This is a genomic window from Bradyrhizobium sp. in8p8, from assembly GCF_000426845.1.
Taxonomy (GTDB): Bacteria; Pseudomonadota; Alphaproteobacteria; order Rhizobiales; family Xanthobacteraceae; genus Bradyrhizobium; species Bradyrhizobium japonicum_C.
The window spans coordinates 329,948-353,139 of record NZ_AUGD01000008.1 but is presented as its reverse complement, the minus strand read 5'-3'; the positions used below and the strand labels follow the sequence as shown (position 1 = coordinate 353,139).

Genomic DNA, 23,192 nt, shown 5'->3' with positions numbered 1-23,192 from the left:
TGGGAAAGCGCAAGGCTTGATCCGCATCAAACTGTCTTACGCCGTGCTTTCTAGACTGAGGCCAACAGGAGAACCACACATGACCGGAATTACCTTCACTGCCGAGCAGATTCGCAATGCCCCAGCCCCGGTGCGGCAATGGATCGAGCAAGAGGTGATCGCCGCGCTCGGCCTTGCGTCGCGCCCGCCGGCGGCCACCCCGCCGCAGACGGCGCATCTGGTCGCCTGCAGCGTGGAAGACATGGCCGGCGTGCTCGAGCACATCCGCGGCGTGCTTCCGGCGGTGAACGTACTGTTCGAGCTCGGCCGGCCCGGCATCAACATCGGCCGTCCCGCAGTGATGACGTTCCGCCTGTTGGACATCCTGCATCACACGCGCCTCGCGGACGTCGGCCAGGTCATCACCTGCCTCGAGATGATCAACCAGGCGCTGACCGAGGTGAAGAAGGATGCATCGGTGCGGTTCTGCGGCTTCGACAACGAAGGCCACTGCCTGATCGCACCGCAAACGCAGGAGAGCATCGCAACGCTCTGGCAGACCATGATGGAGCGCCAGCAGGCGGCCCAGGCGAGCGAGGCAGGCAACCGGGTGGCACCAGCGGCGTGAGACCAGCGGTTTCGGCAGGCCTTCCGCTCGTCATTCCCGGGAGCGCAACGCGCGAGCCCGCAATCGATCGGGCCGCGAAGACGATGGATGAGTGAATTCCGGGCTCGCGACTTCATCGCGCCCCGGGTCGACGGATGAGAGAGTTGGCGCCAAGGTAATATTTGCTTGCGCCGTGCGATCGGCCATTGCACTGACCAGCATAGAACGATCACCCATGTCCAACCATCAACCTCCCCAAGCGCCGCGGCCCGCCCTCCTCCGCATTCCGCTGTTTCGCCTGCTCGCCATCAACCTCGCGATCGGCGCCTGCGCCGCCGCGCTGCTGGTCGGCGGGCTGCTCTGGCTCAACCCCGGACATCTGCGCGAGCTGATCTTCGCCGACAGTGCACCGGGCGTTGCGCTCATCCTGCTGCTCGCCTCCTTCCTCATCACGTTCGGCTCGGCCGCGATGGGCAGTGCGATCATGGCTCAGGGACGCAACGAGAACGGCGACAAAGGCGGCGGACATGGATCGCGGCTCGCCGTTCAGGAAGTGGCGCAGCGTCCGCACACGCATTGATATTGGCGCGCGGGATCTTCGAAATCGCCTGCGCAGGCACACCGTCCCGCCCGCAGATGGGAAGGCGTGCAGGCCGGTGCGCTTTCCTACAAGACGCGTCGTCCTGCCTGCATTGCGCGCGCGGGCAGATGAACAAAGTGGTTCGACAGTCCAGAACAATCGTTTGGGCCTGCAGTTGCACTTCCATCGCATTGACGCAGATCTGATGCGCTGGCTGCGACATCGGCGCCACCACGATTTGCCTTGCCATCGCACAGGTCAGCCTATAGCCTTCTATTTTAGGTTGTTGCCCTGCCAGCCCCGGGCGACGCTGAAGACCAAGATAACGGCGGGCTTCGGCCCGCCGTTTATCGAGGCGAGGGCCCTCTCGAACCGCGCACGGCGGATCGCAACAAGCCTCCGCCCTTTCTCAGCGCCAGATTTCATCCCTGAGCCGAATCAAGCCCAGCAGCGTTCTGTCACGGCAAAAGGTCGATCGTCGCCAAAGTCAATTGACTGCCGCACGACTATCGACCACAAGCCGCCCATGGCCAAGAAACCCGGAACCAATCCCAAAGGCGAATTCGCCTTCTTCAACGTCGTCTATGAGGACGATTCCCAGCGCTCCAACCGCCGCGTCCCCGCCGAGTTGCTCGGCGGCCTCGACGGCGACGAACCCGCCCGCGGCTTCATCATGGAGCAGGACCGCGAGATCGCCGAAAAGAGCGGCCGTCCGCCGCTGGAGATCAAGCGGCTCGAGCGGGTGGGGACGAAGAAGAAGTAGATCCTCGGCTTCTCCACGGCCTTGCGAGCGCAGCGAAGCAAGCTGAGGTCTCTCCGCGGAAAAAATCTGGATGGGTTTGCAACGCTCGCAATGACACTGACAAAAACGGCGGGCCAAGGCCCGCCGCTTTGCTTTGGATCGCTGTCTACGATCAATTATCCAAGAAGCTCCGCAGCTTCCGCGACCGCGACGGATGCTTCAGCTTCCGCAGCGCCTTGGCTTCGATCTGGCGGATGCGCTCGCGCGTCACGCTGAACTGCTGGCCGACTTCTTCCAGCGTGTGGTCGGTGTTCATGCCGATGCCGAAGCGCATGCGCAGGACGCGTTCCTCGCGCGGCGTGAGCGAGGCGAGCACGCGCGTGGTGGTCTCGCGCAGGTTGGACTGGATCGCGGCGTCGATCGGCAGGATCGCGTTCTTGTCCTCGATGAAATCGCCGAGATGTGAATCCTCCTCGTCACCGACGGGGGTCTCCAGCGAGAGCGGTTCCTTGGCGATCTTGAGAACCTTGCGGACCTTCTCCAGAGGCATGCCGAGCTTCTCGGCGAGCTCTTCGGGGGTCGGCTCGCGGCCGATCTCGTTGAGCATCTGGCGGCTCGTGCGCACGATCTTGTTGATCGTCTCGATCATGTGCACGGGGATGCGGATGGTGCGGGCCTGGTCCGCGATGCTGCGGGTGATCGCCTGCCGGATCCACCACGTGGCGTAGGTCGAGAACTTGTAGCCGCGGCGGTACTCGAACTTGTCGACCGCCTTCATCAGGCCGATGTTGCCTTCCTGGATCAGGTCGAGGAACTGCAGGCCGCGATTGGTGTACTTCTTGGCGATCGAGATCACCAGGCGGAGGTTGGCTTCCACCATCTCCTTCTTGGCCTGGCGTGCCTCGCGCTCGCCCTTCTGCACGGAGTGCACGATCTTGCGGAACTCGACGATCTCGAGGCCGGTCAGCGCCGCGAGCTGATGCACCTCGTGGCGGAGCTCCTTGATGCGGTCCTTCTCGTGATGGACGAAATTCTTCCAGCCCTTGGCCGACAGCTTCGAGACGCGGTTGAGCCAGCGCGGATCGAGCTCCGAGCCGGTGTAGTTGCGCAGGAAGTCTTCGCGCGCGACGCCGTGGCTGTCGGCAAGGCGCATCAGGCGGCCCTCGTGCGAGACGAGGCGCTTGTTGATGTCGTAGAGCTGCTCGACGAGACTGTCGATACGGGCCTGGTTGAGGCGCAGCGACTTCACCTCGACGATGATCTCATCCTTGAGCTTGCGGTACTTGCGCTCCTGCGGCGGCGACAGCGAGGGCCCATGCGAGGAGCTGTCGAGCTGGTTCTGGATGTCCTGCTCCTGAAGCTTGCGCAGCTTCTTGTAGCTGTCGGCGATCCTGTCGAAGATCTCGACCACCTTCGGCTTGAGCTCGGCCTCGATCGCGGCCAGCGACATCTGGTTCTCGAACTCGTCGTCGTCCATGTCGGATTCGGCCGCAGCCTCGCCGGGATCCTTCTCCTCGACTGCATCCGCGCCGCCGGCGGGCGCCGCGCGGAACGGGGTCGGCGACGGCGGCGCAGCCGGGGGGGCGACATGCGCAGGCGCCCCGGCGGTCGGGGCCGCGTCGCCATCGGCAGAGGCTTCGCCGTTCGGACCCGCGATCATCGCGGTGTTCATGCCGCCCTTGGCGTCGGGACCGGCATAGGTCGCTTCGAGATCGATGATGTCGCGGAGGAAGATCTTGCCTTCGTTGAGCTCGTCGCGCCAGATGATGATGGCCTGGAAGGTCAGCGGGCTCTCGCAGAGCCCAGCGATCATCGCCTCGCGGCCGGCCTCGATGCGCTTGGCGATCGCGATTTCGCCTTCGCGGGACAGCAGCTCGACCGTGCCCATCTCGCGCAGATACATGCGCACCGGGTCGTCGGTGCGCTCGCCCGGCTCGCTCTTCTTGACCTCGGTGACGGCCTTCTGGGTGACCTCGACGAGCTCGTTGTCGGTGTCGTCGTCGCCCTCGTCCTTCTCCTCCTCGCCTTCGCTGTCGTCGGCTTCGGTGACGTTGATGCCCATGTCCGAGAGCATCGACATGATGTCCTCGATCTGTTCGGGCGAGGTCTGGTCGGACGGCAAGACTTCGTTGAGCTGATCGAAGGTCACGAAGCCGCGCTTCTTGGCCTGCTTGATCATCTTCTTCACGGCGGCGTCGGACAGGTCGAGCAAGGGCGAGGGCGCGTCCTGGGAGTCCTTCTCCGGCGCATCCGCTGCCTTGTCGTCTTTTTCCTTGTCCTTCGCCTGCAGCGTCTTTGCCTTGGTGGCCATCCATTGCTCCTAAACGCGCTTCATGCGAGACGCCCGCCGCGTCCGCGTGAATTCACATGAACCTGTTGCTCGACGCTCTCGCTTCGGCAGCTCTCGACACGGAAAGGGCGGCGCACAAACCTCTCGCCACCCCCAACTCTCTCTCGCCGGAATTGCCTAACGCTTCGTCAGCCTCTTTGACGCGGCGGATGCAGGTGTAGTGCCAACAGCGATTGCGCGGATTCATTCCTGACGCGTCTGTTCTGCCTGCGGCCGCCTCCGGGCCAAAGTGCTACAAGACCGTTAAGCCTCGATTAACCCTGTTTTTGCCGCCAAACCCAAGATTTGGCGAGTCTTTTAGCGGTTCCGGCCGCGGCCGTCCGCATGATTCTTTCACATGCTCTTCTGGAGCCGGCCCGACAGCTCGCCAAAACCCTCGATCAGGGCCTCGGTGCCGTCGACTTCGCTGATCCGAGCCTTCACGTCACGCAGCCATGCCAAATTGGCCTCGCTGGGGTCCTCGCCCAAGGCCAGCTCGGCGTCTTTCAGCTCTCTAAGTAGTGAATGCCATTGCCGATGCAAGGCAACCAGCTGATGCCAGGTGGCGAGAACGTCGTCCCGCGCTGCGCCCTCGCGGGCCCCCCATACCGCCGCGGTGGTGATCCCATTCTCAACCCTTTGAAGAACCTGCGAAAATCCGCCCTTCTCGATATCGCTGCGCATCTTTTCAGCCTGCTCGCCGGGGTCGGACGAGTGGTGATGGTCGTTGGCGAAGGCGGCGATGATGCCGGCCCTGAGCTTGTGGGCCTCCGGGTGGGCCAGCTCCAGGGCGGCGACCTCCTCGAGATGCTCGTGCAGCAGCCAGGGGTGGTTGATCAGGCATTGCAGGATCAGGGCTTCCCGGCGGGAGATGGCGCTGCGCTGGCCGCGCATGATCGGGCTTGCCGCTAGCTGGGGACTTGCCGCCTGGTAGGGGCCAGAGGGCAGAGGGATGGAACCGGAGACGCCGCGACGCCCTCCGCCGAATCCCTGACCGCCGAATCGATTCGCCCCTCCCCTCGGCTGGAAGGACCGGCCGCCACCCTGGCGAAAATTGCCCCGCCCGCCGAAGCCGCTGCGCCCCCCTTCGGGGGCAAAGGTGCGCTGGAGCCGCTCGACGAACTCGTCGCGGTAGTAGCGCCGCACCACCTCGTCGCGAATGCCGTTGGTGAGCTCCCTGATCCGCGCCTCCAGCGCGGCCCGCCGCTCGGGGGTTGCGAAATTGCCGCCTTCGAGCTCGCGCGACCAGATCATGTCGGCGAGCGGACGCGCCGCGGCGATCACCTCTTCGATCGCGCCGCGCCCACCCGAGCGAACGAGGTCGTCGGGGTCCTGCCCCTCCGGCAGCAGCGCAAAGCGCAGGCTCTTGCCAGGTGCGAGGAAAGGCAGCGCGAGATCGGCAGCGCGGTACGCCGCCTTCTGTCCGGCGCGGTCGCCGTCGAAGCAGAGGATCGGCTCATCAGCCATCTTCCACAGCAGCGCCAGCTGGCTTTCGGTGAGCGCGGTGCCGAGCGGCGCCACGCTGCCTGCAAAGCCCGCGGTGACCATCGCGATGACGTCGACATAGCCTTCGACCACGATCAAGGGGCTGCCATCATGCGTGGCTTTGCGCGCAGTCTGGTGGTTGTAGAGATTGTCGCCCTTGTGGAAGAGCGGCGTCTCCGGCGAGTTCAGATACTTGGCCGGAACGTCCTTCTCCAGCGCGCGCCCGCCGAAGGCGATGACGCGGCCGCGCAGATCCGTGATCGGAAACATCACACGATCGCGAAAGCGGTCGTACGGCACCGGGATGTCGTTGCCAGCGACGAGCAATCCCGTCTCGACCATGTCGTCGACGGAGATGCCGAGCTTGCCGAGATGCTCCTTCAGTGCAAAGCGATCAGACGGGGCGTAGCCGAGGCGGAACTGCAATTGCGTCGCCGGCGAGATGGCGCGGTCGGCGAGATAGCCGCGCGCTTTGGCGCCCACGCGCGAGGCCAGCGTCTCCGCAAAGAACTTGGCCGCGAGATCCAAGACGTCATGCAGCGACTTGCGCCGCTGCTCGTACCGCGCCGCATCCGGTGTCACCGCCGGCAGCGGCAGGCCCGCCATGCCTGCGAGCCGCTCCACGGCCTCCGCGAACGGCACGCCGTCGGTCTCCATCACGAAGGTTATGATGTCGCCGTGCTTGCCGGAGGAGAAGTCGTGATAAAAGCCCTTCTGGTCGTTGACGTAGAAGGACGGCGTCTTCTCCTGCTGGAACGGCGACAGCCCCCTCCACTCTCTGCCTGCCTTCTTCAACTTGACGCGCTTGCCCACGACTTCGGACACCGAAAGCCGGGCACGAAGCTCGTCGAGGAACTGGGGCGTGAAGCGCATGGGCTGTGTCTAGCGCGAAACCGGGTGAGTCGGGCGAAGGATCAGGGATATAGGTGCGGCCCGGCCAAAGGCTAGGTTTAGGCGGGTTATCCGGGTTATTCGACCTATGCACAGGGCTCTCTTCGGCGCCCGAGGCAATCATTCTCACCGTCCCCCTGAGGCGGCGCTTCTTCGACGGCACCGAAGGATGGCGGGATTGGCACCCTGGAATGACGGGAAAGGCTTGAACCGCGCCCGGTTCCACGCTTCCATATCCCTCATGTTCAGGACCTTTCGAGGCGGCCAGAGTGGGGGCTGGCGCGTGACCTCGATTTCATCAGTGACGGGCGAGCCCCTGCCCTTCATGCCGGCGCTGTCGGTGACCGACAGCGAGGCCGTTTCATTGCCGCTGGTGCCCTCGCGCAACGCCTGGAGGCTGGTCGGCGTCCCCAGCAGCTTGCGCTACACCGAGCGCGCGGAGAAGCAGCAGCTCGTGGCGGTGCAGGCCGGGCTCGGCCGACCGGAGGCGACCAGCGCGGCGCTGATCCCGATCCGCAAATCGGCCGCCTGGTGGGAACTGACGCAGGAAGAGCGTCGCAGGATCTTCGAGGACAAGTCGCACCATATCGCGAGCAGCATGCGCTTCCTGCCTGCGATCGCGCGGCAGCTCTATCACTGCCGCGACCTCGGCGGCCCTTTCGACTTTCTGACCTGGTTCGAATTCGCCCCGGCGCACGCCTCGCTATTCGAGGAGCTGGTGGCAATGCTGCGGCGGACGGAAGAGTGGACTTACGTCGAGCGCGAGGTCGACGTGCGCGCGGTGAAGGAAGTGCTGTCGGCCTAATGCTCCAAGAACCGCCCGGACTCGATGATCGGCAGAGCGGTGACGGGCCAGTTGTAGACGTAGGTCCAGGCCCTCTCGGTAGCGCCGTCGGCACGCGTCACGTCGACCAGCTGCCGCAGATATTCGGTCGGCTCCGGAAAGCCCTCGCCGCAGGCTTCATACATGTCGAGCTCGCGTAGCAGCTCGTCCGGCACGCGCAGGCGGAAGAGCTCGCCGTGAACGACGTCCGACGGCGCATCAGAGAGCAGCAATCCCGGATAATGCTTGACCAGAACGAGCCGGCCGCGGCAGGTCGCTTCTCCCAGAAAGTCCGCGTGTCCCGCCAGCAGCCGCGCCATCGGATGGTCGAAGCCGCGCATCAGCGTGCCATAGACAAAAAGGCGATCGGAAGTCATGGACTCTCTGGCGTTGCTGCGTCGGCACGATGCCGCTAATTCGTTTACACACGTTGTTAGTCCATAGGCAATCAGGATGGCTTTGGAGGCGGCCGAGGCAGCCGATCAACTGCTCGGCGAGGGCGACATTCCGCCCGTGCATGAGGTGAATGCGGAGGGGACATCGCCCTTCCTGCTCACATCGGATCATTACGGACGGGTGCTGCCGCGCGCGCTCGGCGATCTCGGCGTCGCGGAAAGCGAGCTCGTCAGGCACATCGCCTGGGACATCGGCATCGCCGGCGTCGCCGAGCGGCTCGCCAGAATGTTGGATGCGCATTTAATCGCGCAGCGCTATTCGCGCCTCGTGATCGACTGCAACCGTCCGCCCGGCGTTGCAAGCTCGATTCCCGTGATCTCCGAGGCGACCGCGATCCCGCGCAACGAAGGGATCTCGGAGCAGGAGCGCGAGGCAAGGCGGCGCGAGATTTTCGAGCCTTACCATCGCCGCATCGGTGCGGCGATCAGCCGCCGCATCCACGACAAGCGGCCGACCGTGCTGATATCGCTGCACAGCTTCACGCCGGTTTATGCCGGCATCGCGCGGCCCTGGCATATCGGCACGCTCTATCACCGCGACCCCGTGCTGCCACGACTGCTGTTGAAACATCTGCGCGCCGAGGGTGACATCGTCGTCGGCGACAACGAGCCTTATGCGGTGAGCGATCTCACCGACTACACCATCCCCGTGCACGGCGAAGCCCGCGGTCTGGTCAACACCGGCATCGAGATCCGCCAGGATCTAATCACGGACCAGTCCGCCCAGCAGCAATGGTCCGAGCGGCTGGCGCGTATCCTTGCGGAGATCGAGGCGGAGCTACCGCTGTAACCTCACTTCGCCCGCGTCAGCGCCAACCAGATGCCGCCGCCGATCATGAAGCCGCCGGAGATGCGCGACAGCATTCGCGTGCGGCGCGCCGAGAAGAACTTTCGCGCGCGGCCGGCGGCGAGGGCGTAGAGCGCATCCGTCACTACAGCGGTGACCATGAAGGTCGCACCCAGTAGCGCGACTTGCGGAAAGTGCGGCTGGTTCATGTCCATGAATTGCGGGATGAAGGCGCCGAAGAACACCAGAACCTTCGGGTTCGACAGCAGGACCAGGAAACCTTGCAGGAAGAAGCCGCCACGCGGGGGCGGAGGCGGCGCGTCGACATCGACGCCTTCGACCGGTGCCCAGATCAGCTTGATGCCGAGCCAGATCAGATAGGCCGCGCCGGCAAAGCGCACCCAGTCGAACCAGTAGCCCATGGTCGCCATCAACGAGGTCAGGCCGATCGCGACGATGCCGATGACGATGGCAAGCCCGGCTTGCGCGCCGGCAACATTGATGAGCGCAGCCCGCGTGCCGTGGCGCAGGCCGTTGGCGATGACGAGGGTGACGATCGGCCCCGGCAGCAGCGCCAGCGCAATGCAGGCGGCGACGAAGGCGAAATAGGCTTGCATGGACATCATAGGAGGACTCGCTGCGGTTCGGGCGCATTAATGCATGGCGGAGACGGGAACGGAAGCCGGTGCCGGATGCGTTGCTCCAAAGAAGCGGCCGCTTGACACGCAACCTTTTAGTTGCCTATTGTCGATGCATGGATGAGGTCTTTAAAGCGCTCGCCGACGCGTCGCGACGGTCGCTGCTCGACAGGCTTCACGCCAGGAACGGCCAAACGCTGAACGAGCTCTGCGAAGGGCTCGACATGACGCGTCAGGCCGTGACCAAGCACCTTGTGATTCTCGAGGAGGCCAATCTGGTCACCACCATCAGGCATGGCCGCGAGAAGCTGCATTACCTCAACCCGGTGCCCATCCATCAGATCGGCGAACGCTGGATCAGGAAATTCGAGCGCGGCAAGCTCTCCGCACTCAGCGAGCTGAAACGGCAGCTGGAGAAACGCGATGAGTAGGCCCGCTCAACCAAGGATCGATGCACGATGAATCTCGACCAGTTCAAGCCTCTCACCGTCTACACGATCTACATCGCCTCGACGCCGGAGAAGGTATGGGAGGCGCTGACCTCGGCCGAGTTCAGCCGCGAATATTTTTCCGGCTTCGCGGTGGAGATGGAGCCGAAGCTCGGCGGCACCTTCATCGTGCGCGAACCCGACGGTTCGGAGCACATCTCCGGCGAGGTGTTCGAATACGATCCGCCCAGGAAGCTGACGGTGACGTGGAACGTGAACTGGCCCGGCCTCGTCGAAAAACTCGGCATCACCGTCGTCACCTATGAGATCGAGCCCGCCGGCGAAGCCGTCCGCCTCACTCTGAGCCAGCGCCACGACCGCCCGCTCAGCGAAGACATCCTTTCCGGCGGCCGCACCGGCTGGCCGGCGATCCTGTCGGGGCTGAAGAGCCTGCTGGAGACCGGCAAGGCGCCGAAGATCGAGATGTCCCCGCCGGTGAGGTTGCTGGAAGCGCTAAAGGCGATGGGGATCAAGATGCCGTAGGATGCCGTGTCATCCGGGGGCGCACGTCGCGCAAGCCATGATGCGCAATTGCGCATCTGAGCATCGCGGCAGAGTTGGCGGACCGATGGATTCCGGGTCGCCCTCCGGGCGTTCCGGAATGACGATCAGGCGGGCAGCGGCGCCACCAGCCGCCGATACAGATGCCAGGTCGCATGCCCGAGCACCGGCAACGTCACGATCAGCCCGAGGAAGTAAGGCAACGCCGAGACGATCAGCAGCATCACGATCACGGCGGCCCACGAGATCATCGGCACCGGGCTCGTGACAACGGCGCGCACGCTGGTCACCATGGCCGTGACGAAATCGACGTCGCGGTCGAGCAGCAGCGGGAACGACACCACGGTCAGCGAGAAAAGGATCAGCGACAGCACGGCGCCCACGGCATTACCGATGCCGAGAAACAGCAGGCCCTCGTTGGTCGTCAGCACCACCGTCATGAATTCCTGAAGGCTCGAGAACGAGGCATTGAGGCCGAGCAGCAGCGCGATCAGGAGCCGCACCTGGTACATCCAGACCACGAATACGAACAGTGTGACGAAGGCCATCCAGCCGATCTCGCTGCGCGAACGGATGGCCGACCAGATCGCAGCGAATGAGACCGGCTCGCCGCGCTCGCGGCGGCGGCTGACTTCGTAGAGGCCGATCGCCACAAACGGTCCGATCAACGCAAAGCCCGCAGCCAGAGGATAGACCAGATAGACCATTCCAAAGGCGGTGAGGCAGAGCAGGATGGCGATGCCGCCGGCGGCATAGAGGCCGCCGAAACAAACACCATAAATCGGCAACGCCTGGAAATCGCGCAGCCCTTCGACCAGCGCCTCCGCGATGTCGGTCGCCGCCAGGGGACGGACCACCGGATCGACCTTGCCCGAGATGGACATCAATTTCCTCCGCAGATCGCGCGATCTTTCGCCGCGCGCATGCCGTAATATTAGCGCGGCCGCGCGGAGGCGCAACTTGATGCCGGCGGGTTCAAGAGAGCGGCGACATAGGAATGATCGCGAGGCGAAATCTTTAGTCTTCGGTGCGATATTGGCGCCGACGACTATGGACGTGCAGACGATCGTGCCTCAAATCATACCTTCGAGCATCCTCGCCCGAGAGCGGATCGCCCACCGATGAGCCTGCGTACCCGGTTACTGATCCTCGTCATCGCCGCCATGCTCGTGCCGGCGATCCTGGTCGGGCTCCGTTTTGTGCAGAACCGGGCCAGTGAGATCGACGCGGCGCTGGCCAATCTGGTCGCATCCGCCGACGATATCGCGAGCGATCTGGACGAGAAGATCCAGGGCACGGCCCAACTTCACTACGGGCTCGCCCGTGCCCGCGACCTCGACACGCGCGACAAGGCGGCGTGCTCGGCGTTTCTGTCCGACGTCCGCGAAGAATATCCGCAGTTCACGGGCATCCTGACCATCGATCCCGACGGCAAGCTGTTCTGTGACTCGCTGCGGACCGACCGCACGCTCGACCTGAACGACCGCGGCTATTTCAAGCAGGTGAAGAATCTTCAAGGGGGTGTCGCAGTGGAGCCGGTGTTCGGTCGGCTCACCGGATTGTCGGTGCTGCAGATCGCCTATCCCGTCCGATCGGAGGCGGGCGCGCTGAAGTTCGTGCTGCTCGCGTCATTCAACCTGAACAAGTTCGCAGAATTTCACGACAAGCGGCTGCTCGCCGAACAGGACATCCTTCTGATCGACGCCAAGGGTACGGTGCTGGTCGCCCCCAAGGGCGGCAGCTGGAGCGAGCCCGTCGGCGGATCCATCGCGGGCTCTGACCTATTCCGCTTTGCGGCAGCGGCCGATCGCGAGCCGTTTCACGAGGCGAGCGACCGCGAAGGCCGTACGCAGATCTGGTCCGTTGCCCGCTCACCTTCGATCCGCAAGGCCGGTCTCTACATCCTGGTCGGACGATCCAAGGACGGGCTGGTCGCGGCGGCAAACCGCCGACTCTACGAGGACGTGGCGATTCTCGCAGTAGCCTCGCTGCTGCTCCTGGCCGGCTTGTGGATTCTCACCACCCTAAGCATCGGCCGCCAGGTCGGGCGGCTCGCGGCCATGGCGAGGAGCCTCGGGCGCGGCGATCTCAGCGCGCGCATCCCGGAGCCCCACCCGGGCGGGGAGCTCGGCGGATTGATGACGCTGCTTAATAGCACGGCCGAATCGCTCGAGCAGCAGCGCACCGCCATCGCGGATCTCAGCCACAAGCTCAGCCAGTCCCAGAAGATGGAGGCCATGGGCCAGCTCACGGGCGGCGTGGCGCACGATTTCAACAATCTCCTGACCGTCATTCTCGGCAACGCGGAGCACCTTGCCGACAGGCTGGCGGGAAACAAGGAATTGCAAGGGATCGCCGGTGACATCGCAACCGCCGCCGAGCGCGGAGCCGACCTGACCAAGAGCCTGCTCGCCTTCGCGCGAAAGCAGCCTCTGAGGCCGCGAGATATCGACATCGCCGAGGAAGTTCTCGGCATGGAGCAGCTTCTGCGTCGGACCCTGGGCGAGCATATCGAGTGCCGCTTCGCGTTCGACCAAGATCTGTGGCCGGTCAGCGTCGATCCCGGCCAGCTGACGACGGCCCTGCTCAACCTCGTGCTCAACGCGCGCGACGCAATGCCGGAAGGCGGCAAGCTGACCGTCGAGCTTCGCAACAGCTCGCTCGGCGAATCCGATCTCGACGTCAACGGTGAACCGCGGCCCGGCGACTACGTCATGGTAGCTGTCACCGATACCGGCAGCGGCATGAACTCCGAAGTGGCGAGCCGCGCGTTCGAGCCGTTCTTCACAACCAAGGAAGTCGGCAAAGGGACCGGTCTCGGCCTGAGCATGGTCTACGGATTTGCACAACAATCCGGCGGACTTGTGCAAATGCAGTCCGAACCGGGACAAGGCAGCGTCGTCAGGCTCTTCTTCCCGCGTGTCGCCGCAGCACAGAACGAGAATCCGACGCCGACCGAGCCGTTCAACACGTCAGACGGACGCGAAACGATTCTTCTCGTCGAGGACGACGAGATGGTGCGTGCCTATGTTGAAAGCGAGCTCAAGACGCTGGGCTATCGCGTCATCGCGACGTCGAACGGGTCCGCAGCGCTGGCTGTGCTGCGCCAGCCAGACGAGATCCATCTGCTGTTCACCGACGTCGTGATGCCCGGCGGCATGTTCGGACCGGAGCTGGCGAGGCAGGCAACCGGCCTGCGGCCTGGTCTCAAGGTTCTCTTCACCTCCGGCTACAGCCAAGATCCCGTTAGGACACCCGACGGAATCGGCGACGCCCTCATCTTGAACAAGCCGTTCCGGCGCAAGGATCTTGCTGCAATGCTGCGGGCCGCTCTTTCGGAGCCGTCTCGGTAGATCAGGACCCGATTGCGAGCTGGAGCGCCACGGCGAGATTGGCCGCGAACAGAGCAGCGTCGACAACGAAGATCCGGAGCATCGGGCCTTTCAGCACCGGCCAGTACGCCACGCCGACGCGGCCGCCGCGCATCAGCACGGGGACGTTGTACGCGAACTGGCTGAAATGGCAGGCGGCGAAGAACAGGAACAGCGCGAGTTGAGCTTCGACCGGCTGGAAGAAGGACGGTCGGGCGACCAGTAGGTAGAGCGAGAGGAGTCCGATCGGCAGATTCATTCCGCCGAGGAACGCGACGCTTGCCGCAAGGGTGGGCGCGATCGGATTGCTGCGTTCTTCGCGCGGCAGCAGGATCTTCAGCGTGTTGGTTTGCGCGATGCTGAACTGGATGAAGGCCCCCACGAACCAGAGCGTGTTGAGAAGCAGAACGATATCGATCAGGCGCATGGTTATTTTCCGTAGAAGGCTTCGCTACGCACCACGCGGCCCGCATCGTCGAAGTCCATGAATTCGCTGGCGCGCGTATCGCCCAGTTGCCACCACACCGTCAGCCGCGCGATCGCCTCATCCCAGCTCCAGCTCAGTATCTTCAGGTCGGCACTCTCAACGTGGCCATAGGCTTTCCGCCAGTAGGCGCGGATGCTCTCGGCGCCGATGACGGACGGACACCCCGTCAGGGTGAGAGCAAGAGGGCTGCGCATCTGCGCATTCTCGGCGAAATGCGCGACGACCGCATCGATATCGACCCTGCACCAACTCGCGCACCATGCCGCAACGAAGCGTTCCGCGGCCGCGCGATTCATTGCCTGTCCGCTCATGACACGGCTCCTCCCTGGCTCGTCGCCGGGAAAGTGGCGCATCCCGCATCTCATGTCAACCATGTTGACTTTAGAATCGTCAGTTGTTGTCGGCGATCGCCTCCATCACGCCCATCCAGCCGGCCGCACCGGACGCTCCGACGCGATCGAACGCCTCGCGCATCACGTTGCGCTCGTGATCCGACGCGCGCTGCTCGACGCGCCGTCCCGCCTCCGTCAGGCGCAGCAGTTTCGAGCGGTGCTGCTCAGGTGAACGCTTCGAGGTCAGGAGCTTGCGCTCCAGGAGCAGATTGAGCGGCCGGTTGACCGCCTGCTTGGAAATGCCGAGGATCTCGATCAGCGCGCCGATCGCGATGTCCGGCCGGCGCGCCACCACGTAGAGGATGCGGTGATGCGGACGCGACAGGCCCTGCTTCGCAAGATATGCGTCGGCCTCCAGCGTCATCCCGCGCCAGCCGTAATACATCAGCTCCAGCGCCGCATCGAGTTCGTTCAGCTTTGCAAGTGAGGCGCGGTGAAGCCCCGTGGCGTGAGAGGTCTTGGCCATCGTCGGAAGCTAGCCCCTCGCCCGCAATTCGCGCCGCAGCACCTTGCCGGTCGCCGTCATCGGCAGCGTCTCCGTGAACTCGACGAAGCGGGGGTATTCGTGGGCTGCAAGCTGCACCTTGACGAACTCCTGGATCTCGCGCGAGAGCGCATCGCTGCCGGCAAAGCCCGGGCGCAGAACGATCCAGGCCTTGATCGACTCCGTGCGGATCGGATCGGGAATGCCGACCACGGCCGCCATCGCCACCGACGGATGCTTCATCAGCGTGTGCTCGATCTCGGACGGGCCGACGCGATAGCCGGCGGTGGTGATGACGTCATCCTCGCGGCTGACGTACCAGAAGTATCCGTCCTCGTCCTGCACACCGAGATCGCCGGTGAGGAGGAAGTCGCCGGCATATTTCTTCGCCGTCGCCTCTGGATTGCGCCAATATTCAAGCATGGTGACGGGACATGGCTGGCGGACGCCGATGATGCCGCGCTGCCCCCGTGGCAATTCCTCGCCCTTCTCGTTGACGATGCGGACGTCGAAGCCCGGCGTGGCCTTGCCCATCGAGCCGGGGCGGATCGGAAACAGGTTCGAGTTGCTGCCGATCACTAGATTGCACTCGGTCTGGCCGAACACCTCGTGCGCATCGATGCCGAAGGTCTCGCGCACCCAGCCGAGCAACTCGCCGCCGAGGGACTCGCCGCCAGTGAAGATGCTGCGCAGCTTGACGCCGGTATGCTTCACGCCGGCCTGCCGCATCAGCTTCAGCGCGGTCGGCGGCAGGAAGACATTGCGTACGCCGAGATCGGCCATCATCTGCATCGCCGCTTGCGGCTCGAACTTTCGCGCGCGGTGGCCGACCAGCGGGATGCCGTGGTACCAGAACGCCAGCAGGCCGTTGACGAGGCCGCCGATCCAGGCCCAGTCCGCCGGCGTCCACATGAGATCGCCGGGCTTGGGTAAGAAGTTGTGGCACATCTCAACGTTCGGGAGATGACCGAGCACGACCCGATGCGCATGCAGCGCACCCTTCGGATTGCCCGTGGTGCCCGAGGTGTAGATGATCAGCGCGGGATCGTCGCACGAGGTATCGACCCGCGGGAAGTCGGGCGAGGCGGTGTTCAACGCGTCCCAGAAAGATTTCGTGCCGGGCGGCGCGCGGCCGCCGACCACATAGACATTCTTCAGGTCAGGCAGGCGGTCGCGGATCCTTGCGAGCTTCTGCCAGCCGCCTTCATCGGTGACGATGGCCTTGGCCTGCGAATTCGATAGGCGGAATTCCAGCGCGTCCTCGCCAAACAGCGCAAACAGCGGGATCGAGATCATGCCGGAGCGGAACGCCGCCATATGCGCGATCGGCAATTCCAGCGACTGCGACAAGAAGACGGCGACGCGGTCGCCACGGTGCAGCCCATCTGCCTTCAGCACGTTGGCGAAGCGACGCGACATCTCCGCCATCTCGTCGAAAGAGGTGCGCGTGGTGGCGCCGTTCTCGTCGGCATAGATCAGCGCGAGCCGCCCCGTGCCGTCGGCATGACGATCACAGCACGCTTCCGCGATGTTGAAGCGCGCGGGGACGTCCCAGCGGAAGTTGCGATAGAGCTCGTCGTAGGTTTTGGCTTCGATCAGCATAGTCGTTCCCGGGCAGCGTCGTCCCGGCCGGGCTTGTCCCGGCCGTCCATGTTCTTTTTGGCGGTCAGTTTAAGGCCGTGGGGGCCCGGGACAAGCCCGGGCATGAGGACGGAGAGAATCCCCTCTCTCTGTCATTCCAGGTTCGCCCTGCGGGCGCCCCGAACGACAGTGGGGTCACCGCACGGTCGCGAAGAACGTCCTGACATCGCGGATGAACAGCTCCGGCTGTTCGAATGCCGCGAAATGGCCGCCCTTTTCCATCTCGCTCCAGTGGGTGATGTTAGGGAAGTTCGGCTCCATCCACCGCCGCACCGGCGTGACGATCTCCTTGGGGAACACGGCGACACCCGTCGGCACCTTCACCACCGGCGTCGCGCGGCGCTTGCCAAAGCTCTCCCAATAGAGCCGCGCGGAGGAGGTTGCCGTCGCGGTCGCCCAATAGAGCATGACGTTGTCGAGCAGCTCGTCCCTCGTGAGGATGTTCTCGGGGTGTCCGTTGCAATCGGTCCAGGCCCAGTACTTTTCCAGGATCCAGGCCGCCTGTCCGCTCGGTGAATCCGTCAAGCCGTAGCCAAGCGTCTGCGGACGCGTCGACTGCTGCTTGGAGTAGCCGGAATCGAGATCGGCATAGTGCTTGAGGCCGGCGAGCGCACGCTTCTCCTCCGCCGTCGGCTCGCCCTCGACCTTCGGTGCCGCGCTGAAGGCCAGCGTGATGTGGATGCCGGCGCAATGCTCGGCATCCTGCGCGCCGAGCGAACTCGTCACCGCCGAGCCCCAGTCGCCGCCTTGCGCGCCGTAACGCGCGTAGCCGAGCCGGGCCATCAGCTTCGCCCAGGTCGCGGCGATGCGATCGACGCCCCAGCCGGTGGTCTTCGGCTTGGCCGAGAAGCCGAAGCCGGGCAGCGAGGGACAGATCACGTGGAACGCATTGGCGGGACTGCCGCCATGCGCGGCGGGATCGACCAGCGGCGCGATCACCTTCTGGAACTCGACGATCGAGCCCGGCCAGCCATGGGTGATGATCAGCGGCAGCGCGGACGGCTCCTTCGAGCGCACATGGATGAAGTGGATGTCGAGCCCGTCGATCTCGGTGGTGAACTGCTCGAAGCGGTTCATCTTCGCTTCGCGCGCGCGCCAGTCGTAGTCCTTGGCCCAGTAGCTACACATCTCCTGGATCCATCGCAGCGGCGCACCCTGGCTCCAGTCGTCGACCAGCTCCGCCTCCGGCCAACGCGTACGGGCGAGGCGTGATTTCAGGTCCGCCAGGACGTCGTCGCTGATGGCGATACGAAACGGCTTGATGGCGGTCATCGGTTGCCTCCCAGTTCTTCTTGTCATTCCGGGGCGCGCGGAGCGCGAGCCCGGAATCCATATCGCAACGGAGTTCGGTGGCCGATGGATTCTGATGCGCAATTGCGCATCACAGCTCGAGGACTCGCGTCGTCCCGGAATGACAGCTCAACTGGACAGCGCGGCCTTCACCAAGCCGGACGCCTTGCCGAAATCCATCTGGCCGGCGTATTTCGCGCGCAGCGCGGCGATCACCTTTCCCATGTCCTTCATGCCGCTCGCGCCCGTCTCGGCGATCGCATCCGTGATTGCCTTCTTCACGTCGTCGTCCGACATCTGTTGCGGCAGATATGTCGAGATCACCGCGATCTCCTCGCGCTCTTGCGCGGCCAGCTCGGCACGGCCGCCCTTGTCGTAGAGCTCGACCGCCTCCTGGCGCTGCTTGATCATTTTCTGCAGCACGGCGAGGATCTCGGCGTCCGACAGCGGAGGCTTGCCGCTGCCCCGGGCGTCGATATCGGCGTTCTTGATGGTCGAGTTGACCATGCGAAGCGTGGACAGCTTGCGCTCGTCCTTGGCCTTCATGGCCTCCTTGACCGCATTGTTGATGTCGTCGCGCAGCATGTCGTGATCCCTTCGAGATAGACGCCTGATCTAGGCCGTTCGCGCCCCTGAGACAACCTCGCTCCCTAGCCATTCGATGAGCGCCCGCACGGTCGCTTCCGGCTGCTCGGCTTGCGGCAGGTGCCCGCAGCGATCGAGGATCACGAGTCTCGCGCCGGCGATGCCTTCCGCCATCTCCTTCGAGAGCGCATTCGGGATCGTGTTGTCGGCATCGCCTGTCAGTACCAACGTCGGGCAGGTAATCGTCGACAGCGTCGGGCGTGAGTCCACACGCGCGATGATCGCGGTCTGCTGCCGCAGATAGCCCTCGACGCCGACATCGTCGTCCTGCGCATGCACGAGCTCGAGAATATCGGCATCATCGCGCCGCGATGGATGCACCAGCTCCGGAAAGCTCTCCTCACGGATGGCGCGGAGCTCGCCCCGCCTCGCACGCTCCATCAGGCCACGGCGACGGGCGGTCGCCTCCGGCGTGTCGGGCCGCGCCTGGGTGTTGATCAGCGCGAGCTTCGTCACGCGCTCGCCCGCCTGACGTATGATCTCGAACGCGATATAACCGCCCATGGAATGGCCGGCGAGGGCAAAGCGCGGCGGGGCGTCAGCGAGGATCCGGCCGGCGATCGCGGCCATGCTGTCGTCGCGGATGTGGTTGGCGACCGTCACCGGTCCGAAACGCCAGAGTGCGGGGATCACGGGAGCATAGATCCGGGCCGAGGAGGCCAGCCCCGGAACCAGCACAATCGGGGTCGTTCGGTCCATTATTGCCTCGTAAGCCCCAAGATTTGCCGGAAATTAGCCGGCCGAGCTTAAGCGCCCAAGGAGGCCTGTCAAATATGCAAAAACGCATGTGAATCGGCGCTTCTCCGCTTTGACGGCGGCGCCTGCGAGGACTATGAAGCGGGCTCATGACACAACATGACAACGATACCGCTTGGCCGGACCACAAACCGACCGCGCTCCTCGTGCTTGCCGATGGCACGGTGCTCGAAGGCTTCGGTCTCGGCGCCGAAGGCCACGCCGTCGGCGAGGTCTGCTTTAACACCGCGATGACCGGGTACGAGGAGATCCTGACCGATCCCTCCTATGCCGGACAGCTCATCACCTTCACCTTCCCGCATATCGGGAACGTCGGCACCAACGACGAGGATATCGAGACGGTGAACATGGCCGCGACGCCCGGTGCGCGCGGCGTGATCCTGCGTACAGCGATTACAGATCCGTCGAACTACCGCGCTACCAAGCATCTCGACGCTTGGCTGAAGGCACGCGGCATCATCGGCCTCTCCGGCATCGACACCCGCGCACTGACCGCGCTGATCCGCTCCAAGGGCATGCCCAACGCCGTGATTGCGCATTCCAGGACCGGCGAGTTCGATCTGCATGGCCTCAAGGAAGAGGCACGCGAATGGCCGGGCCTCGAGGGCATGGACCTCGTGCCGATGGTCACGAGCGGCCAGCGCTTCACCTGGGACGAGACGCCCTGGCTGTGGGACAAGGGTTTTGGCCGGCAGGACAAGCCGGAGTTCAACGTCGTCGCGATCGACTACGGCATCAAGCGCAACATCCTGCGCCTGCTCGCCGGCGTCGGCTGCAAGGTGACGGTGGTGCCGGCGACGACCTCGTCCGAGGACATCCTGGCGATGAAGCCGGACGGCGTGTTCCTGTCCAACGGTCCGGGCGATCCCGCCGCCACTGGCAAATATGCCGTGCCGGTGATCCAGGACGTGATCAAGTCGGGCACACCGACCTTTGGCATCTGCCTCGGCCACCAGATGCTGGGCCTTGCCGTCGGCGCCAAGACCAAGAAGATGCATCAGGGCCATCACGGCGCCAATCATCCCGTCAAGGACGAGACCACCGGCAAGGTCGAGATCACCTCGATGAACCATGGTTTTGCCGTCGACGAGACGACCCTGCCGAAGGGCGCGACGCAGACCCACATCTCGCTGTTCGACGGCTCCAATTGCGGCATCCAGCTCGACGGCAAGCCGGTGTTCTCGGTGCAGTACCATCCCGAGGCGTCGCCCGGCCCGCGCGACTCGCATTATTTGTTCCAGCGCTTTGCCGATTTGATGCGGCAAAAGAAGAGCGCTTGAGATGACAAGCTGACCCGACGGATGAAGCCGCCGGGCCCGGCTTCAATCACGGACGCATGAACATGAAGTCCGTGTCGGGATCGCAGTTCTCGGCGATGAAGCGCAGCTCCGCCTGGATGTCGGCGACCGATCTCGTCTCCAGATATTTCGAGATCACCAGATTCAGCAAGGCACGACAGACGGCTTCGTGCCCGAGGCCGGCCGTCTCCGCCTCGTCGACGGCCGCCGAAAAATGTCGCTGCGCAACGTCGGATGCGTACATGGCGCTCCCCTTCTTTCGCTTCGATTTGCGTGCCCGCCAATGGCCGCCTGCGCCTTGATCTCCGTCAATTCGGCCTGTGGACTGCCGGGAGGAACAAGGGGACGGCCGTCGTCTTGACCCCAAACGGTTATTACCCGGAGCCCCACCATGTCCGTGGTCCGCGACAAAGCCGAGCCGCTCGCCATCGTCTTCGAGGACGATGGCCTCGTGCCGAACAACATCCTTCCGTTCCTGGTCTACCAGCGCGCGGTCAAGCTCGATCCAGGGCGCCCGGAGGAGACCATCGAAGACCTGTTCGAAGCAAACGGCTGGGGCGGGACGTGGCGCAACGGCGTCTACGACTATCTGCATTATCACGCGACCGTGCATGAGGCGCTCGGCGTCGCCCGCGGCAGCGCCCGCGTCCGCTTCGGCGGCGATCACGGCCAGGAGCTTCACATCACGGCCGGCGACGTCGCAATCCTGCCGGCCGGCACAGGCCACCAATGCGTCCAAGCGAGCGACGACTTCTGCGTGATCGGCGCCTATCCGCCGGGCGCCAAGATGGAGATCACGCAGGCGACGGCGGAGAACCACGCCAGGGCGCTGAAGACAATCCCGGAAGTTGCCCTGCCGCCGGCCGACCCTGTGACGGGCAAGGACGGGGCATTGATGCGGCTGTGGCGATAGCCGCAAGCGTGTGCCTTAGGTGGGTTGGCCGAAGGCGTAACCCACCGTCTCTTTCACCGCGGATACCAAGCGGCGGGTTACACGGGGCGATTGCGCTTCGCGCAATCCATGGCTTACCCACCCTCCCCACCCCGTTACGCCGCGTTGCTGCCTTCCTGGCGGCTGGCTTCGAACAGGAACCAGGTGCGGCGCTCGGTCTCGTCGATGAAGTTCTCGAGGATGCTGGCGCTCGCGATATCGCCGGCTTCGTCGCAGACATCATGCGCTTTGCGCATCGCCGCTGCCATCTGCTTGTTGTCCTGCATCAGTTCGCGCAGCATCTCGCGCGGCGGGACGTAGTCCTCGTTGTTGTCCTTGATGGTCTGGAGCTTTGCGATCTGGCCGATCGACTTCAGCGTGGTGCCGCCGATCTTGCGGACGCGCTCGGCAAGCTCGTCGGTGGTGGCGAAGATCTGGTCGGACTGCTCGTCCAGCAGCAGATGGTAATCGCGGAAATGCCGGCCGCTGACGTGCCAGTGGAAATTCTTGGTCTTCAGATACAGCGCGAACGCGTCGGCCAGAAGCACGTTGAGCGCCTCCGAAACCTTTTTGGCACCGTCGGACGACAGATCGGTGGGGGTATCGAGATCGGGCGAGATCTTGTTGCTGGTTTTGCTCACGGGAAACCTTCCTGTTAGGACGCGGGAGATTGACGGCGCAGCGTCGCACCCCTAACGCAAAGGCGGACAGCACGGTTCCTAGATAGGAACCGCCGGACGGGATACCATGGACGATTGGATCGATTATTACGACTCCACGCATACGATCTATGTCAGCAAGCTGCATCGCGACTTGCATTTCCAGATCATTGCGCGGGACATCATCGGCTATATCCCCTCGCCCGAGGCGGTCGTGCTGGACTATGCCTGCGGGGAAGCGCTCTCGGCGAGCCAGGTGGCAGCCGCCTGCGGCCAGCTGATCCTGGCAGAGCCCGCGCCGGGCGTGCGCGGGCGGCTGATAGCGCGGTTCGCCCCGAACACCAAGATCCGCGTCCGCTCGCTCGACGACGTCCGCAAGATGCCGGACCAGTCGATCGACCTCGTCGTGATGAACTCGGTCGCGCAATACATGACGCCGGCCGAACTCGATGCCGCGCTGCTGAACATTCGCCGCATCCTGAAGCCCTCGGGCAAGCTGGTCCTCGGCGACATCCTCCAGCCCAATGTCGGCATGGTCAGGGACGTCGCGGCGCTGCTCGGCTTCGGCCTGCGCCACGGTTTCCTGAAGGATGCGCTGATCGGGCTGATCAGCACCGCGCTGTCGGATTACCGGCAGTTGCGCTCGAAGATCGGGCTGCAACGCTACAGCGAGGACGAGATCACCGCCAAGCTGAAAGCAGCAGGCTTCGCGACCCAGCGCGCCCACAGCAACATCGGCCATAATCGCTGGCGCATGACCTTCATCGCGCGGCCGCCTCTGGTCCGTTAAGCATAACGATCAGCTGAGGTGGCTTGGCGCACGCTGATCGGGAATAATCCTGATGGCCCGGTGGCGGAAATGTCTACGCGGGGGCGGTGCATCGCTCTTCATCCTGGTTCAAATCCAGGCCGGGTCTCCAGCCTTCGCTGGCT

25 protein-coding genes are annotated in these 23,192 nt (G+C 64.3%); 11 read left to right on the top strand and 14 right to left on the bottom strand.

Going from position 1 to position 23,192, the window contains the following annotated elements:
* Positions 1 to 79: 79 nt before the first annotated feature.
* The 3 genes from K408_RS0121905 to K408_RS0121890 all read left to right on the top strand — a co-directional run bounded on the left by K408_RS0121905 (position 80) and on the right by K408_RS0121890 (position 1,929).
* The gene (locus tag K408_RS0121905) at positions 80 to 607 is read left to right on the top strand and encodes a hypothetical protein (RefSeq protein ID WP_024340356.1); all 528 of its coding nucleotides are present in this window, start codon (positions 80 to 82) and stop codon (positions 605 to 607) included.
* A 214-nt stretch (positions 608 to 821) separates the two neighbouring features.
* Positions 822 to 1,166, top strand: coding sequence for a hypothetical protein (locus tag K408_RS0121900; RefSeq protein WP_024340357.1), 345 nt, complete (start codon positions 822 to 824; stop codon positions 1,164 to 1,166).
* 526 nt (positions 1,167 to 1,692) lie between these two features.
* Positions 1,693 to 1,929 carry a hypothetical protein gene (locus tag K408_RS0121890; protein WP_024340358.1) on the top strand — a complete coding sequence of 79 codons (237 nt, stop codon included), beginning with the start codon at positions 1,693 to 1,695 and terminating at the stop codon, positions 1,927 to 1,929.
* A 151-nt stretch (positions 1,930 to 2,080) separates the two neighbouring features.
* Here the strand turns inward: K408_RS0121890 and rpoD are convergent, their stop codons facing one another.
* Both rpoD and dnaG read right to left on the bottom strand, forming a co-directional pair.
* Complete coding sequence (rpoD, locus tag K408_RS0121885; RefSeq protein ID WP_024340359.1) at positions 2,081 to 4,219, bottom strand: RNA polymerase sigma factor RpoD; 2,139 nt, start codon at positions 4,217 to 4,219, stop codon at positions 2,081 to 2,083.
* Positions 4,220 to 4,591: 372 nt separating this feature from the next.
* Positions 4,592 to 6,595 carry a DNA primase gene (dnaG, locus tag K408_RS0121880; protein WP_024340360.1) on the bottom strand — a complete coding sequence of 668 codons (2,004 nt, stop codon included), beginning with the start codon at positions 6,593 to 6,595 and terminating at the stop codon, positions 4,592 to 4,594.
* Between the two features lie 259 nt (positions 6,596 to 6,854).
* Here dnaG and K408_RS0121875 point away from each other — a divergent pair, with 259 nt between their 5' ends.
* A complete protein-coding gene (locus K408_RS0121875) occupies positions 6,855 to 7,418 on the top strand; it encodes a chlorite dismutase family protein (protein ID WP_024340361.1) in 564 nt (187 codons plus the stop codon).
* Here K408_RS0121875 and K408_RS0121870 read toward each other — a convergent pair.
* The gene (locus K408_RS0121870) at positions 7,415 to 7,813 is read right to left on the bottom strand and encodes a gamma-glutamylcyclotransferase family protein (protein WP_024340362.1); all 399 of its coding nucleotides are present in this window, start codon (positions 7,811 to 7,813) and stop codon (positions 7,415 to 7,417) included. The two genes, K408_RS0121875 and K408_RS0121870, sit on opposite strands and share 4 nt — an antisense overlap.
* 76 nt (positions 7,814 to 7,889) lie before the next feature.
* On the opposite strand from K408_RS0121870, the gene K408_RS0121865 reads away from it, so the two are divergent.
* Positions 7,890 to 8,681, top strand: coding sequence for an N-formylglutamate amidohydrolase (locus K408_RS0121865; RefSeq protein ID WP_024340363.1), 792 nt, complete (start codon positions 7,890 to 7,892; stop codon positions 8,679 to 8,681).
* A gap of 2 nt (positions 8,682 to 8,683) precedes the next feature.
* Here K408_RS0121865 and K408_RS0121860 read toward each other — a convergent pair whose 3' ends face one another.
* Positions 8,684 to 9,304, bottom strand: coding sequence for a LysE family translocator (locus tag K408_RS0121860; RefSeq protein ID WP_080654893.1), 621 nt, complete (start codon positions 9,302 to 9,304; stop codon positions 8,684 to 8,686).
* A gap of 128 nt (positions 9,305 to 9,432) precedes the next feature.
* On the opposite strand from K408_RS0121860, the gene K408_RS0121855 reads away from it, so the two are divergent.
* Together K408_RS0121855 and K408_RS0121850 are read left to right on the top strand one after the other, a co-directional pair.
* Entirely contained in the window at positions 9,433 to 9,747 is a 315-nt protein-coding gene (locus tag K408_RS0121855) for an ArsR/SmtB family transcription factor (RefSeq protein WP_024340365.1), read from the top strand.
* Positions 9,748 to 9,774: 27 nt separating this feature from the next.
* Complete coding sequence (locus K408_RS0121850; RefSeq protein ID WP_024340366.1) at positions 9,775 to 10,287, top strand: SRPBCC family protein; 513 nt, start codon at positions 9,775 to 9,777, stop codon at positions 10,285 to 10,287.
* A gap of 125 nt (positions 10,288 to 10,412) precedes the next feature.
* On the opposite strand, the gene K408_RS0121845 is transcribed toward K408_RS0121850, so the two are convergent.
* Positions 10,413 to 11,189, bottom strand: coding sequence for a DUF2189 domain-containing protein (locus tag K408_RS0121845; protein ID WP_024340367.1), 777 nt, complete (start codon positions 11,187 to 11,189; stop codon positions 10,413 to 10,415).
* Between the two features lie 237 nt (positions 11,190 to 11,426).
* Here K408_RS0121845 and K408_RS0121840 point away from each other — a divergent pair, with 237 nt between their 5' ends.
* A complete protein-coding gene (locus tag K408_RS0121840) occupies positions 11,427 to 13,658 on the top strand; it encodes an ATP-binding protein (RefSeq protein WP_024340368.1) in 2,232 nt (743 codons plus the stop codon).
* Between the two features lies 1 nt (position 13,659).
* Here K408_RS0121840 and K408_RS0121835 read toward each other — a convergent pair whose 3' ends face one another.
* From K408_RS0121835 to K408_RS0121805, 7 genes are all read right to left on the bottom strand, one after another.
* Positions 13,660 to 14,103, bottom strand: coding sequence for a hypothetical protein (locus K408_RS0121835; protein ID WP_024340369.1), 444 nt, complete (start codon positions 14,101 to 14,103; stop codon positions 13,660 to 13,662).
* 2 nt (positions 14,104 to 14,105) lie between these two features.
* Positions 14,106 to 14,474, bottom strand: a complete 369-nt coding sequence (locus K408_RS0121830; protein ID WP_024340370.1) for a nuclear transport factor 2 family protein — start codon at positions 14,472 to 14,474, stop codon at positions 14,106 to 14,108.
* Between the two features lie 79 nt (positions 14,475 to 14,553).
* On the bottom strand, positions 14,554 to 15,021 hold the full coding sequence (locus K408_RS0121825) for a MarR family winged helix-turn-helix transcriptional regulator (protein ID WP_024340371.1): 468 nt from the start codon (positions 15,019 to 15,021) through the stop codon (positions 14,554 to 14,556).
* A gap of 9 nt (positions 15,022 to 15,030) precedes the next feature.
* A complete protein-coding gene (locus K408_RS0121820; RefSeq protein ID WP_024340372.1) occupies positions 15,031 to 16,641 on the bottom strand; it encodes an acyl-CoA synthetase in 1,611 nt (536 codons plus the stop codon).
* A gap of 174 nt (positions 16,642 to 16,815) precedes the next feature.
* Positions 16,816 to 17,952, bottom strand: coding sequence for an epoxide hydrolase family protein (locus tag K408_RS0121815; protein ID WP_024340373.1), 1,137 nt, complete (start codon positions 17,950 to 17,952; stop codon positions 16,816 to 16,818).
* A gap of 147 nt (positions 17,953 to 18,099) precedes the next feature.
* On the bottom strand, positions 18,100 to 18,555 hold the full coding sequence (locus K408_RS0121810) for a GatB/YqeY domain-containing protein (protein ID WP_024340374.1): 456 nt from the start codon (positions 18,553 to 18,555) through the stop codon (positions 18,100 to 18,102).
* 30 nt (positions 18,556 to 18,585) lie between these two features.
* The gene (locus tag K408_RS0121805; protein ID WP_024340375.1) at positions 18,586 to 19,314 is read right to left on the bottom strand and encodes an alpha/beta fold hydrolase; all 729 of its coding nucleotides are present in this window, start codon (positions 19,312 to 19,314) and stop codon (positions 18,586 to 18,588) included.
* Between the two features lie 146 nt (positions 19,315 to 19,460).
* On the opposite strand from K408_RS0121805, the gene carA reads away from it, so the two are divergent.
* Complete coding sequence (carA, locus tag K408_RS0121800) at positions 19,461 to 20,651, top strand: glutamine-hydrolyzing carbamoyl-phosphate synthase small subunit (RefSeq protein ID WP_024340376.1); 1,191 nt, start codon at positions 19,461 to 19,463, stop codon at positions 20,649 to 20,651.
* 46 nt (positions 20,652 to 20,697) lie between these two features.
* Here carA and K408_RS0121795 read toward each other — a convergent pair whose 3' ends face one another.
* Entirely contained in the window at positions 20,698 to 20,913 is a 216-nt protein-coding gene (locus K408_RS0121795; RefSeq protein ID WP_024340377.1) for a hypothetical protein, read from the bottom strand.
* A gap of 147 nt (positions 20,914 to 21,060) precedes the next feature.
* On the opposite strand from K408_RS0121795, the gene K408_RS0121790 reads away from it, so the two are divergent.
* Positions 21,061 to 21,582 (top strand): hypothetical protein, encoded by a 522-nt coding sequence (locus K408_RS0121790; protein WP_024340378.1) that lies wholly within the window; start codon positions 21,061 to 21,063, stop codon positions 21,580 to 21,582.
* A gap of 134 nt (positions 21,583 to 21,716) precedes the next feature.
* Here the strand turns inward: K408_RS0121790 and K408_RS0121785 are convergent, their stop codons facing one another.
* On the bottom strand, positions 21,717 to 22,241 hold the full coding sequence (locus K408_RS0121785; protein ID WP_024340379.1) for a Dps family protein: 525 nt from the start codon (positions 22,239 to 22,241) through the stop codon (positions 21,717 to 21,719).
* A gap of 106 nt (positions 22,242 to 22,347) precedes the next feature.
* Here K408_RS0121785 and K408_RS0121780 point away from each other — a divergent pair, with 106 nt between their 5' ends.
* A complete protein-coding gene (locus tag K408_RS0121780; protein ID WP_024340380.1) occupies positions 22,348 to 23,049 on the top strand; it encodes a class I SAM-dependent methyltransferase in 702 nt (233 codons plus the stop codon).
* Positions 23,050 to 23,192 lie beyond the last annotated feature (143 nt).

Coding starts and splice junctions, on each gene's coding strand:
- K408_RS0121805 (WP_024340375.1), bottom strand. CDS start 19,314: ATGGACCGAACGACCCCGATTGTGCTGGTTCCGGGGCTGGCCTCCTCG.
- K408_RS0121830 (WP_024340370.1), bottom strand. CDS start 14,474: ATGAGCGGACAGGCAATGAATCGCGCGGCCGCGGAACGCTTCGTTGCG.
- K408_RS0121795 (WP_024340377.1), bottom strand. CDS start 20,913: ATGTACGCATCCGACGTTGCGCAGCGACATTTTTCGGCGGCCGTCGAC.
- K408_RS0121900 (WP_024340357.1), top strand. CDS start 822: ATGTCCAACCATCAACCTCCCCAAGCGCCGCGGCCCGCCCTCCTCCGC.
- K408_RS0121810 (WP_024340374.1), bottom strand. CDS start 18,555: ATGCTGCGCGACGACATCAACAATGCGGTCAAGGAGGCCATGAAGGCC.
- K408_RS0121890 (WP_024340358.1), top strand. CDS start 1,693: ATGGCCAAGAAACCCGGAACCAATCCCAAAGGCGAATTCGCCTTCTTC.
- K408_RS0121845 (WP_024340367.1), bottom strand. CDS start 11,189: ATGTCCATCTCGGGCAAGGTCGATCCGGTGGTCCGTCCCCTGGCGGCG.
- K408_RS0121865 (WP_024340363.1), top strand. CDS start 7,890: ATGGCTTTGGAGGCGGCCGAGGCAGCCGATCAACTGCTCGGCGAGGGC.
- K408_RS0121840 (WP_024340368.1), top strand. CDS start 11,427: ATGAGCCTGCGTACCCGGTTACTGATCCTCGTCATCGCCGCCATGCTC.
- K408_RS0121875 (WP_024340361.1), top strand. CDS start 6,855: ATGTTCAGGACCTTTCGAGGCGGCCAGAGTGGGGGCTGGCGCGTGACC.
- K408_RS0121815 (WP_024340373.1), bottom strand. CDS start 17,952: ATGACCGCCATCAAGCCGTTTCGTATCGCCATCAGCGACGACGTCCTG.
- K408_RS0121905 (WP_024340356.1), top strand. CDS start 80: ATGACCGGAATTACCTTCACTGCCGAGCAGATTCGCAATGCCCCAGCC.
- K408_RS0121825 (WP_024340371.1), bottom strand. CDS start 15,021: ATGGCCAAGACCTCTCACGCCACGGGGCTTCACCGCGCCTCACTTGCA.
- K408_RS0121835 (WP_024340369.1), bottom strand. CDS start 14,103: ATGCGCCTGATCGATATCGTTCTGCTTCTCAACACGCTCTGGTTCGTG.
- carA (WP_024340376.1), top strand. CDS start 19,461: ATGACACAACATGACAACGATACCGCTTGGCCGGACCACAAACCGACC.
- K408_RS0121820 (WP_024340372.1), bottom strand. CDS start 16,641: ATGCTGATCGAAGCCAAAACCTACGACGAGCTCTATCGCAACTTCCGC.
- rpoD (WP_024340359.1), bottom strand. CDS start 4,219: ATGGCCACCAAGGCAAAGACGCTGCAGGCGAAGGACAAGGAAAAAGAC.
- K408_RS0121855 (WP_024340365.1), top strand. CDS start 9,433: ATGGATGAGGTCTTTAAAGCGCTCGCCGACGCGTCGCGACGGTCGCTG.
- K408_RS0121780 (WP_024340380.1), top strand. CDS start 22,348: ATGGACGATTGGATCGATTATTACGACTCCACGCATACGATCTATGTC.
- dnaG (WP_024340360.1), bottom strand. CDS start 6,595: ATGCGCTTCACGCCCCAGTTCCTCGACGAGCTTCGTGCCCGGCTTTCG.
- K408_RS0121870 (WP_024340362.1), bottom strand. CDS start 7,813: ATGACTTCCGATCGCCTTTTTGTCTATGGCACGCTGATGCGCGGCTTC.
- K408_RS0121860 (WP_080654893.1), bottom strand. CDS start 9,304: ATGATGTCCATGCAAGCCTATTTCGCCTTCGTCGCCGCCTGCATTGCG.
- K408_RS0121790 (WP_024340378.1), top strand. CDS start 21,061: ATGTCCGTGGTCCGCGACAAAGCCGAGCCGCTCGCCATCGTCTTCGAG.
- K408_RS0121850 (WP_024340366.1), top strand. CDS start 9,775: ATGAATCTCGACCAGTTCAAGCCTCTCACCGTCTACACGATCTACATC.